9 protein-coding genes are annotated in these 12,735 nt (G+C 47.6%); 1 reads left to right on the top strand and 8 read right to left on the bottom strand.

Annotated features, from left to right (window positions below; genetic code table 11):
• Positions 1-157: 157 nt before the first annotated feature.
• The gene (locus HHL16_RS17695; RefSeq protein WP_169426625.1) at positions 158-1,273 is read right to left on the bottom strand and encodes a histidine kinase; all 1,116 of its coding nucleotides are present in this window, start codon (positions 1,271-1,273) and stop codon (positions 158-160) included.
• Positions 1,274-1,445: 172 nt separating this feature from the next.
• On the opposite strand from HHL16_RS17695, the gene HHL16_RS17690 reads away from it, so the two are divergent.
• Positions 1,446-2,048 (top strand): Crp/Fnr family transcriptional regulator, encoded by a 603-nt coding sequence (locus HHL16_RS17690; protein ID WP_169426624.1) that lies wholly within the window; start codon positions 1,446-1,448, stop codon positions 2,046-2,048.
• An 87-nt stretch (positions 2,049-2,135) separates the two neighbouring features.
• Here the strand turns inward: HHL16_RS17690 and HHL16_RS17685 are convergent, their stop codons facing one another.
• From HHL16_RS17685 to HHL16_RS17655, 7 genes are all read right to left on the bottom strand, one after another.
• Positions 2,136-3,641, bottom strand: a complete 1,506-nt coding sequence (locus tag HHL16_RS17685; protein ID WP_169426622.1) for a glutamate synthase subunit beta — start codon at positions 3,639-3,641, stop codon at positions 2,136-2,138.
• A gap of 38 nt (positions 3,642-3,679) precedes the next feature.
• A complete protein-coding gene (gene gltB, locus HHL16_RS17680) occupies positions 3,680-8,200 on the bottom strand; it encodes a glutamate synthase large subunit (RefSeq protein ID WP_169426620.1) in 4,521 nt (1,506 codons plus the stop codon).
• A 161-nt stretch (positions 8,201-8,361) separates the two neighbouring features.
• Complete coding sequence (locus tag HHL16_RS17675) at positions 8,362-9,144, bottom strand: hypothetical protein (RefSeq protein ID WP_169426619.1); 783 nt, start codon at positions 9,142-9,144, stop codon at positions 8,362-8,364.
• A 165-nt stretch (positions 9,145-9,309) separates the two neighbouring features.
• A complete protein-coding gene (locus tag HHL16_RS17670; RefSeq protein ID WP_169426617.1) occupies positions 9,310-9,759 on the bottom strand; it encodes a LytTR family DNA-binding domain-containing protein in 450 nt (149 codons plus the stop codon).
• A 109-nt stretch (positions 9,760-9,868) separates the two neighbouring features.
• On the bottom strand, positions 9,869-10,285 hold the full coding sequence (locus tag HHL16_RS17665; protein ID WP_169426615.1) for a LytTR family DNA-binding domain-containing protein: 417 nt from the start codon (positions 10,283-10,285) through the stop codon (positions 9,869-9,871).
• Positions 10,286-10,388: 103 nt separating this feature from the next.
• Positions 10,389-11,480, bottom strand: a complete 1,092-nt coding sequence (locus HHL16_RS17660) for a helix-turn-helix domain-containing protein (protein ID WP_169426614.1) — start codon at positions 11,478-11,480, stop codon at positions 10,389-10,391.
• Positions 11,481-11,965: 485 nt separating this feature from the next.
• The gene (locus HHL16_RS17655; RefSeq protein WP_169426612.1) at positions 11,966-12,685 is read right to left on the bottom strand and encodes a hypothetical protein; all 720 of its coding nucleotides are present in this window, start codon (positions 12,683-12,685) and stop codon (positions 11,966-11,968) included.
• Positions 12,686-12,735: the final 50 nt, after the last annotated feature.

Here is a 12,735-nt window from a genome sequence, read left to right as displayed (position 1 = left end):
TAGTTTTTTGCTGCCTGAAACAACCGTTGACACGCTATTCTATAGATTTTCGAAAACGAAACCAAAAGAAAGGCGGTTATTGCATACCGTCTAAAAAAAGTTTTTTTCAACTATTTTTATCAGATGCCATTAAAGTTGAATGTGCTGCTGAAATTGATTAATGCGCCAGTTGAACACTAACCAGGGAGGATGGGATACTACCGGCAACTGATACCGGAATTGGTATGGTGAAAGAGAATTCGAGATAATCCTGAGACCTTCTTACTTCGATGGGTTCGTTGTAAAGACGCTGCAACCGGGCAGCAATATTCCGGAGCCCTACACCTCCGGTGCTGAACATCTGATCCGTCTCCCTGCATTGCACCTTGCCGGTATTGGAAACACTGATACGCAGTTTTTGTCCGGTTCTGGTGAGCAAGATCGAAATCACTCCTCCATCGATCGCAGGCTCGATGCCATGCTTGAGTGCATTCTCCACCAACGGCTGAAACAACATGGAAGGCACCGGCACATCAGCCAGTTCTTCATCCATATGAATCACCGTTCTTAGTCTGCTGCCGAATCGTTCTTCTTCTAGACGCAGGTAAGTGCGGATAAAGTCTAACTCCTTCCAAAGCGGTACACAATCTTCCTGTGTGGCCTGCAAAGCGTAGCGGAAAATATCGGCGAGTTTACCGATCAGATCGCGGGTGAACTCCTGCTGCGCAGGTACCGATGCACTGATACTATTGAGTGTATTGAAAAGAAAATGCGGTTGTATCTGCGCTCTCAATCCTGCAATCTCCGTGTCTGTTACCTGTTGCTGTAATGCCAGCTCACGATGCATCTGCTCTTCGCGCTGCTTGAAATAATGATGTATGTGCAGGATGCAGAAAGCCTGGATATAGAAGATCAGGTTATGCCAGAGGTTTTGCATGGTTTGACAACCAGTCATCAAAGGTCTTCCGGTAACAGGATTGTAAATAAAGTAGGCCACCCACCAGATCAGGTAGAAAATACCTACTGTCAATAAATGCAAAGCAACTCTCTTCTTCAACGGTAACTTAGGGAACTTCCTGAAATGCAGCCACCAGCAAGGAATACAGGCGATAAAAAGAAAAACTACATCGAACATCAGTTCCTTAACATGCGATACTCCAATCAATCCTGAAACAAATGATGGCATCGCATAGATCCATTCCAGCAGAAAGAAGGTGAGCAATAAGATCAGCAGATCAACCGGTATTCTGCGGTTGAATGAAGCAATCCTCACAAATTTTCTCAAATGGCTCATACTGCTGTTTTGTTGCAATGGCATGTTGTACTGTCGTACTGAACTACAAAATTAATCAGCTCTGTGCATAGCAGGAATGGCGAACATGCCTGCAACATTTTTTCCGACATAGGTCAGTTTTTTATATTTGGTATATTCGCATATACCTTGCTGTATCACAGCTACAAGAAACATGACCACTAAAGATCCATATCACCACGTTCACCTCTGGTTGAATGAACGAAATATCCAGCTGAACCGCCGGGAAATGGCGCTCATCCGCAGACACACATTGGTGCGTACCGCCAAACCCAAGGAGATTCTGATGTCGCAGGATCAGCTGGTAAGCAAATTGTATTTTTTAAACAGCGGAATCGTTCGTCTCAACCGGATACAGGATGGAACCGATCATACCCTTGGGCTGATCGACAGCCGGGACTTTCTATCGTCCCCACAATTCGTATTGAATAAGGAGATCTCCACCTGCAGCCTGGAAGTATTGACAGAAGCCGATTTGCTGGAATGGGATATCGATGCCATCAACATTATCAAACAGGGCATTCCGCAAATCTATAATGCAGAACTGGCGCTCATGGCGAGATTGCTTAACTGGGTGCAGCAATGCCAGCTGGAACTGATCTGTCTTCCTGCGGAAAAAAGATATCAGCTGATGCTGGAGCGACAACCGAATGTATTGCTCAACATACCACTGAAGTACATCGCTTCTTTCCTCAACATTCACACAGACAGTCTCAGCAGGATCAGAAAAAATCACTTGTCGCCCGGAAAGAAATAAGCTGTTCACAACATCTTCCCAAAATGCATTCATAAAAAAAGAAGCGGCCAACAGCCGCTTCTTTAACCTTACGATCTATAGGGAAAGCTACAATGTAGCAAGCACTGTGTTCTGATCTTTGCTTTCGAGCAATGATGATCCCATCAAAAACTCATCTACTTTGCGTGCAGCTTCGCGGCCTTCGCTGATGGCCCAAACTACCAGGCTCTGTCCGCGTCTTACGTCGCCAGCAGCAAATACTTTATGAATATTGGTGTGGAATTCTTTTTCATCTGCTTTCACATTACCACGGCCATCGAGCTCAACACCCAATTCCGTGAGCAGCCCTTCCGGTTCAGGATGCACAAAGCCCATCGCCAGCAATGCCAGTTCGCAGGGTATCTGCCTTTCACTGCCGGGGATCTCAACAAACTGCGCAGGTCGGCCATCTTCGGTGATCTTCCATTCGAGATCCACTACAGAAAGTGCTTTCAGTTTTCCGTTCTCATCTCCGATGAATGCTTTGGTGGCAATGGCCCACTGACGCTGCACACCTTCTTCGTGCGAAGTACTTGTTTTCAACGTCATGGGATAAGAAGGCCAGGGCATGTATTCGGTGCGCTTTTCGGGAGGCATCGGCATCAGCTCGAACTGATGAATATTTTTTGCTCCGTGCCTGTTGGATGTGCCTACACAGTCGCTGCCTGTATCACCTCCACCAATTACAACCACGTTCTTTCCTGTTGCGAGCAAATCTTTGGAAACGATATTGCTTTCGATTTCGGCTTTCGCCAACGGATCGATGCCTGCATTCCGTTTGTTCTGTTGCTTGAGGAATTGCATAGCGAAGTGAACGCCATCCAGTTCACGACCCGGCACTTCGAGATCGCGGGGTTTGGTTGAACCACATGCCAGTACTATTGCCTGATATTCGCGCAGCAGATCATTGATCTTTACATTCACTCCTATATTGGCATTGCACTTGAACGTAATGCCTTCTTCTTCCAATAATTTTATGCGACGATCTACGATCGATTTTTCGAGTTTGAAATCCGGGATACCGTAGCGGAGCAAACCACCCGGCGCATCATCGCGCTCGTACACAGTTACTGTATGCCCTGCATAATTGAGCTGCGCAGCAGCGGCCAATCCCGCAGGGCCAGAACCTACTACCGCTACTTTCTTTCCAGTGCGTACATTCGGTTTGCGTGCTTTCACAAATCCTTTATCGAATGCGATCTCGATGATATGTTTTTCGATTTCCTCGATGGCTACCGGCGGCTGATTGATGCCGAGTACACAGGCAGATTCGCAGGGAGCAGGACAAATCCTTCCCGTGAATTCAGGAAAATTATTGGTGGCTGTAAGTATTTCGTATGCTTCCTGCCAGTTCTTGTGATACACTGCATCATTGAATTCGGGGATCACATTACCGAGCGGGCAACCGGAGTGACAAAAAGGAACACCACAGTTCATGCATCTTGCACTCTGCTGATTCAGCTGCTCTTCAGGGAAGCGCTCCACAAATTCACCATAGTGCTTCAAACGCTGATCTATAGCGGCTTTTCCGGGAAGTGCGCGGGTGAATTCCAAAAAACCTGTTGGCTTTGCCATATGTTAATTCAGTTACGTAAGTTAGAAATGGGTTTCGGTCAGGAAGGTTTCAGATTGGTTACCTTCGATTTTTGCAGCAGCGCTTTTTTGTAATCTGCCGGGAATACTTTCACAAAATTCTTCGCCTGATTTTCGAGGTCATCGAGTACGAATTTTGCTACGGTGCTTCCAGTGTAGGCGTAGTGTTTGGTGATTACATCCTGCAGGTATTTGATATCATCCTGATCGAGCGGATCGAGTTCCACCATTTCGCGGTTGCAGCGTGCAGGGAATTGCCCCTTCACATCGTACACGTATGCGATGCCGCCGCTCATGCCTGCTGCGAAATTCCTTCCTGTTTCTCCGAGTATCACTACACGGCCGCCCGTCATGTATTCACAGCCGTGATCACCTGTTCCTTCCACCACTACTTCTGCACCTGAGTTGCGCACACAGAATCGTTCTCCGGCTTTTCCTCTGATGAAAGACTCACCGGAAGTTGCGCCATAGAATGCTACGTTACCGATGATGATATTTTCTTCGGGCACATAAGTTGCCTGACGGGGAGGATACACAATCAGCTTCGCTCCGCTAAGCCCTTTACCGAAATAATCGTTTGCATCCCCTTCGAGTTCGAGCGTTACACCTTTTGTATTGAAGGCACCGAAGCTTTGCCCGGCTGTTCCATTGAAACTGAAGTGAATGGTATCTTCCGGCAATCCTGCACCCTTGTGAATTTTGGTTATTTCATTGGAGAGGATGGTACCGATAGTACGATCAGTATTCTTAACATTGAATGAAGCGGTTATACGTTCACGTGAATCGATGGCCGGCTTTGCAGCTTCGAGCAGTTTCCAGTCGAGCACTTCTGCGAGGCCGTGATCCTGCGGCTCCTGGTTGTAGAGCCCTGTGTAGAGAGATGCGGGTTCTTTGTAGAGTATGGGTGAAAGATCGAGTTTGCTGAATTTCCAATGCGTGATATCGTCGCGCATTTCGATGCAATCGGCCTGACCTATCATTTCGTTTACAGTACGGAAGCCAAGATCCGCCATTATTTCGCGCAGTTCCTGCGTAATGAATTTGAAGAAGTTCACTACGTGATCTGCATCGCCGGTGAAGCGTTTGCGCAGCTCAGGATCCTGTGTGGCTACGCCAACCGGACAAGTATTGAGATGGCATTTGCGCATCATGATACATCCTTCCACAATAAGCGCTGCAGTGGCAACACCCCATTCTTCGGCACCGAGAAGAGCTGCCATGGCAATGTCCCTTCCGGTTTTCATTTGTCCGTCTGCCTGCACCACTACCCTGCTGCGCAATTTATTTTTTACGAGCGTCTGATGAGTTTCTGCAAGACCGAGTTCCCATGGAAGTCCGGCATGTTTGATAGAGCTGAGTGGCGAAGCGCCGGTGCCTCCATCAAAACCGGAAACGAGAATCACGTCTGCTTTTGCTTTGGCTACACCTGCGGCGATTGTGCCCACACCTGCTTTTGAAACCAGTTTCACATTGATGCGCGCAGCACGATTCGCATTCTTGAGATCGAAGATCAGTTGTGCGAGATCTTCGATAGAATAAATATCGTGGTGCGGCGGTGGAGAGATCAGGCCGACTCCGGGTGTAGAGTGACGGGTCTTGCCGATCCAGTCATCCACTTTATGTCCCGGTAATTGTCCGCCTTCTCCCGGCTTCGCTCCCTGCGCCATCTTTATCTGCAGTTCATCGGCCTCTGTGAGATAGTAGCTGGTTACACCGAAACGTGCCGACGCCACCTGCTTGATAGCGCTTCGCATGCTATCGCCATTGGCTAATGGCCGATACCTGCTTTCATCTTCCCCTCCTTCTCCTGTATTGCTTTTTCCACCAAGTCGGTTCATGGCAACAGCCAGTGTGGTATGGGCTTCCCATGAAATAGAGCCGAAGCTCATTGCACCGGTCGCAAATCTGCGATAGATATTTTCTGCCGGTTCAACTTCATCGATTGCTATGGATGGACGATTCTTTTTGAACCGGAACAGTCCTCTCAACGTAGCAGCTTTCTCTGCCTGATCGTTTACCAGCTTCGAATATTTTCTGAAAGTATTGTAATCGTTCATCCTTGTGGAGTACTGCAGCAGGTGAATGGTCTGCGGATTGAAAAGATGGAATTCACCTTTACGTTTCCACTGATACACACCACCTACCATCAGCCTGTCTACCGGAATATTCTTTTTGCTGAACGCGAAATAATGTTTCGCCAAAGTCTCTTTCGCAATTTCATCGAGGCCCATGCCTTCGATACGGCTGGTTGCACCACTGAAATATTTATCTACCACTTCGTGATTGATGCCGATGATCTCGAATATCTGCGCACCCTGATAAGATTGCAAAGTGGAAATCCCCATTTTGGAGAACACTTTCAGCAGTCCTTCATTCACAGCTTTGATGTAGTTCTTCTTGAGCTGTTCTGGATCCTGCGCAGATTCGAGTTTGCCACTCAGTTTCAGATCGCGGATAGAGCTGAGTGCGAGATATGGATTGATGGCAGTAGCGCCGAATCCAAGCAGACAAGCGAAGTGATGCACTTCCCAAACATCTCCGGCTTCTACCACAATGCCCACCTGACCGCGCAATCCTTTTCTGATAAGATGATGATGTACAGCCGCAGTAGCCAGTAATGAAGGGATCGGTGCGTGATCGGAATCGATGGCACGATCCTGCAGTATCAGCACTTCAAATCCATCTTCCACAGCATCCACTGCATAGCGGCAAATACGATCCAGCGCAGATTTCAGCCTGCCGGGTTTTCCGTCTGCACGGAAATAACACTGCAATGTTTTTGCCTGAAAGATGCCCGTATCGATACTGCGTATCTTCTCCAGTTCGTGATTGGTAAGTACAGGATGTTTGAGCGCAACAGTGTGGCAGCTGAGCGGTTCTTCCTGCAACAGATTTCCGTTGTTTCCAACGAAAGTGGCGAGACTCATCACCATTCTTTCGCGGATAGGATCGATAGGCGGATTGGTAACCTGCGCAAACAGCTGCTTGAAATAAGCGCTGAGATGCTGCGGCTGATCGCTGAGTACAGCGAGCGGCACATCGGTTCCCATAGAGCCGATGGGCTCTTTGCCATCGAGTGCCATCGGTGCAATGATGGTTTCGAGATCTTCCGTTGAATAGCCAAATGCTTTCTGGTATTTGAACACCTGCTCGCGTTCGAGATGCGTGAACATCACGCGCGGTTCGGGCAGTTCGTTGAGACGGATCTTGTATTTATTGAGCCATTCTGCGTATGGTTTTTGTCCGCAGATATTTCCTTTCAGTTCGTCGTCGCTGATGATTCTTCCCTGCTCCATGTCCACTACGAACATTTTGCCGGGCTGCAATCTTCCTTTTTCTTTAATCAGTGTGGGATGCACAGGCAGTGCGCCGGTTTCGGATGCCATTATCACGCGATCGTCGGTGGTAACGCAGTAGCGCGAAGGGCGCAGTCCGTTTCTGTCGAGCGTTGCGCCGATAATTTTTCCGTCGGTGAAAGAGATCGAAGCGGGACCGTCCCAGGGCTCCATCATGGAGGCGTGGAATTCGTAGAAAGCTTTTTTCACGGGGTCCATGTCTTCGTTGCCATCCCATGCTTCGGGGATGAGCATCATCATCACATGCGGAAGGGAGCGGCCGGAGAGCGTGAGCAGCTCTATCATATTATCGAGGCAGGCAGAGTCCGACTGACCTTCGGTAACGATGGGCAGCAGCATCTCCATTTCTTCTTTGGTGAACAAACCGGAGGTGAAGCCTTTCTCTGAGGTCTTCAACCAGTTGAGGTTACCCTGCAGCGTATTGATCTCACCGTTATGAGCGATGAAACGGAATGGCTGCGCCAGTTTCCAGCTGGGGAAGGTATTGGTGGCGAAGCGTGAGTGAACAAGGCCGAAGGCGCTTACCACACGCTTGTTGCTGAGATCGGGAAAATAGTTGCGAACCTGTCCGCTGGTGAGCTGACCTTTGTACACAACGGTTTTATAACTCATGCTGGCGATGTAGAAACCGATGGCATCGCGCTTCACTGTATTATTGATTACGTGTGTGGCATAGTTGCGCAGCACAAAAAGTTTTCTTTCGAATTCTTCAGGGTTGTTGATATGATCGGGACAAGCGATGAACACCTGTTCCATTTCGGGTTCAACGCTGAGCGCTGTAGCGCCGATCCCCTCCGGGTTTACGGGCACTTTGCGATAGGCGAGAATTTCCAGTCCGAGTTTTTCGGCGGCACGATTGAAAATATCGCGGCACTCTTCGCGCAGACGAATTTCGCGCGGGAAGAAAATCACACCCACTCCATATCTGCCGAACGGAGGAAGCGGAACGCCGAGCCGAATGCATTCGTCGAAGAAAAATTCATGGGGTGTCTGAATCATGATACCTGCACCGTCGCCGGTATTGCTTTCGCAACCGCAGGCGCCGCGATGTTCCATGTTTTCGAGAACAGTTAAGGCATCGGAGATGTGTTGATGAGATTTAGAACCTTTGATATTGGCCACAAAACCGATACCACAGGCATCACGCTCAAAGGAGGGATGGTATAAACCCTGGTTGCTTGCCATCGTTGAAAATTAGTTTTGGAAATTATCTAATAATAAACGCGCTTAATAAAATAAATCTTAAAAAGCGGGCAAGCAACTGTCTAAAAATACAACAAAAACATCAAAATACCGTTGATTTGTTCAATATATTTTGCGTACTAACATTTGTATGTGCGGGTTAATTATTGCAGGTCAGGGCGGTCGAAAACATAGGGATACTGGATGTCTTCGCCGGTTTCCTGGTCCATTATCATGAACACGATCACGCCATTATTCCATGAATAATTTGCCAATTCCGTTGACCAGTTTTTGAAGGCAGTTTTGTTGTAGAGGTATTCGCTATTACCAAAACAATCACTGCATTGGTAACTGAATCCAGATAGCAGTTTATTGGTTGCTCCTTTGCGTTCATGTGCAGCACGTTCGATATAGAAGTACGTCCACTTTTTATTGTTGCGGATGATCTCGAAAGTAGGATCTTCTCCAATCAGCGGAACATAGGCATAGAATTCTTTGGTTTCGTTGGTGAACACCACATGCGGCTTCCAGTCTTTTTTCCATGAAGTGGTTGGGCCGGATACTTCAATGCCATCATTACCTGCTTTGAATTGTTTATCCATCCTGTATTCGCGGTAGATCACTTTGTTATTGTCTTCGAGATGCGCATCAACATACAGCGATGCCGTGTAGTTGCCTGGTGTAAGATCGTCGATGGTTATTTGCAGCTTATCTTTTTCCTTGATGAACTTTTTGATATAGGGCAACTGATTTCCATCCTTCCTCAATACCACATAGCCCGAATCGATGAGACTGAAAGGAATGGTCTTGTTATCGAAAACAACGGCAAGCTGCCCGGCCACCGGCTTTCTGGTTTCCGGATCTTCCTGCTTCGATTTACTGCAGGATACTGCGAGGCATGTTGCTGCAGTCAGCAACAGCATCCACATCTGAATTGGTTTGTACATAAACTGATTTTAGAACTATCTGACAATAAAATGAACAGGGCTGCATCGGAGAAGCAACCGGTTTACTGCTCAATGAACAAATAAGCTATCCGGGCTGGCTAAGGTTTGAACTGAGAAGCGGATTTATTTCCGGGGTGTGGGCTGGCGGGAGATGCAGAGGGATTGTTATTCTCCCAGCCATGTTCTGAAAGCAGGTACGCGCTCGCGGCTGATAACGATCTGTTCTGAGAAGCCGGGCTGTACTTCTACTTTTAGTTTGCCGTGTGTGCTCATCATTACTTTCACAATGCTTTCGTGACTGATAATGAATTGCCTGCTTACGCGAAAGAAGGTAACCGGACAGATCAGCTTTTCCAGGTCGGTGATGGAGAAGCCGAGAATATGGTCTTTGTTGTCTGTCATCCGCGCAAAAGTGAGTTTATCGCGGAGAAAGAAATATCGGATACTCTGCACCGGTAGTGAGATCAGTTGTTGTCCTTTCTTCACCAGGAACCTGTTTTTGTAAACGGGATTGGCATTGCCGGGGAAAGAGTCCCGCAGAATTTCCTGCCAGGCCTGATCCTGCCCGGACAGTGGTTGATTCAGTTGTTGCATTGCTGCATGGGTTGCATTCATGGTTGATGATTTGTGGTTAAACGTTTACCTGACAGCAAAAATGCAACCTTCGTTCCCAACTGCGGGTACCGTTGGGGCAAAATCACATGAATATGCGATCCCGGTCGCCTTATTCGCCCATCCAGATGCGGAAATTGTGCACCCGGTCACGGCTGATGATCACTTCTTCCGGCACCGCGGCCCTGATTTCGAGTTTCAGCTTTCCGTTGAACCAAACGAGTACACGATGAATGGCCTGATGACAGATCACATGCCGACGGCTTACGCGGAAGAAATGATCCCCGCAAACCATCATGCTGATCTGCTCGATGGTGAAAGGAATTACAAATTCTTTGTTATCAATGGTGTGTGCAAAACTCACCTTCTCTCTCGAATAGAAATACAGGATCTCCGAAGTAGGCAGCGATATCAGCTGCTGCCCTCTTTTTACCAGAAACCTTTGTTTTACTACAGACAGTTGACTGTTGTTCTGATCATTGGAAGTAACAAACATTCCATGCTCACATTCCAGAATAGATTGATGCATATGACTGAGTTTTGATGAATAAATGTCGGAATACAGACAGGCAATTCCGCTGTTTCATGGCATCAAAGCTGTACAGTATGATCATTCTTTACATCAGTAAACGCTACTGATCGGCATGTGAAGCTTGCTGGCCACCTGCGGCCCTGAACTGGGAAGGGGTTTGCTGCGTGAATTTGCGGAAAGCATTGTTGAAAGAAGTCTTGTTGCGGAAGCCCGAACGCTGGCCAATGGCCTCGATGGTAATGGTGTGATCGGACAGCAGGAGCTGCTGCGCTGCTTCCACCCTGCAGCAATTGATGTAATCGGGAAAGCTGAGTGCGAGCCGTTCGTTGATCACGCGCGATAAATGATGGGTAGATGTACCCAGCTTGTCTGCCACTTCTTTCAGTTTGAGACTGGGGCTCAGGAAAAGTTTTTCTTCCTGCATCACGCGCTTCAGTCGCTTGAGAATATAGTCGGCAGTTTCGATGCTGAGTGTAGTTGTCTTGTATTTTTCTTTTGGCAACACATCTTCTCTCACGGCCAACTGATAACCAATGCGCAGTTTTGCATAACTCAGGTAATAGATGGCGAGCGTGAGCAGCACCTTGATAAGAATAGTGATGTAGATGCCCGCAGTAGATTTCACTATCACGCAAATCAGAAATGCCAGAAGGCTGAATGCATAAAGCCCAAAGAAAATCAGCAGCTTTCGCGTGTTCACCAATGCATTGTTCTGTTGTGGATTGAACTGCACTACTTTACCCGTGTAATATTTCAGGTGCAGCAAAGCAGTGATCACATATCCGAGCAATATGAAGTTGGCAGGCAGCGCCATCTGCAGATTGGTGAGCAGGATCATCTGCTTCCCTCCTATCCAATACATCAACACTTCGGCGATGTAAAAAAGAGCTGGAATAAAATGCCAGTAATGAAAAGGAAGCCTGAAAGAAAAACCTGTGATGCCGCGAACGAACATCAGCAGCAATGGTCCGAAGAAAGCAGCGATGGCCCAGGTGAGAACAGGGCCGGGATACCATGTTGTGCTCCGGATAGTCATGTTGAGAACAAAGCTGGCCATGGCCAGTGCAAACCCGGTGATGAGCCATCCGAGCAAACGCCCTGCGGGCTGGCTCTGGCGGCCACGCAGAATCACTATGCCAATCAGAATACCCTGACCGGCAGCCACGAGGCAGATCCATAAGATGAGTTGCATCAGCGGAGTCATACAACAAAATACAATTAATCGCCGAAGCATGGCATTAACGAGGCTGAATTCATCAGAGAGGGTTGCCGAACTGTCGGAAAGGGATACCGAAAAAAAGCAGGTGGTAGAAACCACCTGCGAGTCACATGAGAAAATTCTATTCGCAACTATGTTAGTGATCCAGGGATGAGTTGCAAAAGAGGAACATAAAAGAAATCCCCGGAGAATTATTTCGACGGATAACCGAAGTAAAAAGTTACAGTAAGAATAAGGTAAATAAGAATAAGGCAGGTTGTTCAAAAGCTGTTCAGTGATGCAAGAACGATAAAATAAAACCGGCAAGCGGTTAAAATATGTGAATCCGTTATTTCATTCCGTCAAACAGCTAAAAGCAGGTTCAGAACTATGAAAAGAGCAGGTGGTAGAAACCACCTGCGAAGTCACATGAGAAAATTCGAATGACGCAACCGGATACACCGGGAGGCTGCGCGATATTATTTTCCCGGAATGCTTTCACTTACAACCATTGGTTTCGATGTATGCAAGGGTTGCTGATGCAATATGCTCAGCAGCATATCGTAGATATCTGCCGAACGATAATTGAATCTGAATTCAGTTTCTTTTACGTGCAGGTACAGGGTTCCTCCGTTGAGTCCGCGGAACTTCACCAGCCTCGATTTGAGCATACCCCAGAATGTTTCGATATCATCATCGGAATTCCTTCCGCTGATAATATTTCCGTTAAGGCCGTTGAGCCTGTGCAGTCTGATGTTGTTGAAATCTGCGATGCCGGTGTAAAGATGAAGGCGGTACTTTTCTACGGTTTCGGAACCTGCTTCAATGCGTCCTTTCAACCAGTCTGTAAGCCAGCTGGCTTCGAGGTCGGGCATTCTGTCCGAAAACACCATCCCTTCTTTTACATACACACCATACAGCGGTTTTCTGGAATTGCTTTCGGGCGATTCCACTGCTGAGCTGGAAGTATGCATAGGGATAAATGCCAACGTACCATTGGATACATGCAGCGGATTGCGTTCTTCGCAGAACCGGGCAATATGTGTTCTGATGAGTTTGAAATAGGCGTTCACCGTAATACGGCTGATGCCTGTGATGCTGGCAATCTGAGTGGCAGTCAGATCGTCGCAAAATAGTTTAATCAGTTCCCGAACCTTCCTTTCGGAAAGATGGGCACCTTTCAGGTATTTGTTCTTCATGGCGGCGAGAGTGGTTAAGTACGATACTTTACGTAAATAAGGTACTTTTT

Origin of the sequence: Pseudoflavitalea sp. G-6-1-2 (genome assembly GCF_012927185.1) — a bacterium.
In the GTDB taxonomy this organism is placed as follows: Bacteria; Bacteroidota; Bacteroidia; order Chitinophagales; family Chitinophagaceae; genus Pseudobacter.
Note: the sequence above shows the minus strand (reverse complement) of the source record. Positions and strands in the feature narration are given on the sequence as shown.

Bases quoted from the DNA above. Each gene is read 5' to 3' on its own strand.
- HHL16_RS17695 (WP_169426625.1), bottom strand. From the start codon at position 1,273: ATGAGCCATTTGAGAAAATTTGTGAGGATTGCTTCATTCAACCGCAGA.
- HHL16_RS17690 (WP_169426624.1), top strand. From the start codon at position 1,446: ATGACCACTAAAGATCCATATCACCACGTTCACCTCTGGTTGAATGAA.
- HHL16_RS17685 (WP_169426622.1), bottom strand. From the start codon at position 3,641: ATGGCAAAGCCAACAGGTTTTTTGGAATTCACCCGCGCACTTCCCGGA.
- gltB (WP_169426620.1), bottom strand. From the start codon at position 8,200: ATGGCAAGCAACCAGGGTTTATACCATCCCTCCTTTGAGCGTGATGCC.
- HHL16_RS17675 (WP_169426619.1), bottom strand. From the start codon at position 9,144: ATGTACAAACCAATTCAGATGTGGATGCTGTTGCTGACTGCAGCAACA.
- HHL16_RS17670 (WP_169426617.1), bottom strand. From the start codon at position 9,759: ATGAATGCAACCCATGCAGCAATGCAACAACTGAATCAACCACTGTCC.
- HHL16_RS17665 (WP_169426615.1), bottom strand. From the start codon at position 10,285: ATGCATCAATCTATTCTGGAATGTGAGCATGGAATGTTTGTTACTTCC.
- HHL16_RS17660 (WP_169426614.1), bottom strand. From the start codon at position 11,480: ATGCAACTCATCTTATGGATCTGCCTCGTGGCTGCCGGTCAGGGTATT.
- HHL16_RS17655 (WP_169426612.1), bottom strand. From the start codon at position 12,685: ATGAAGAACAAATACCTGAAAGGTGCCCATCTTTCCGAAAGGAAGGTT.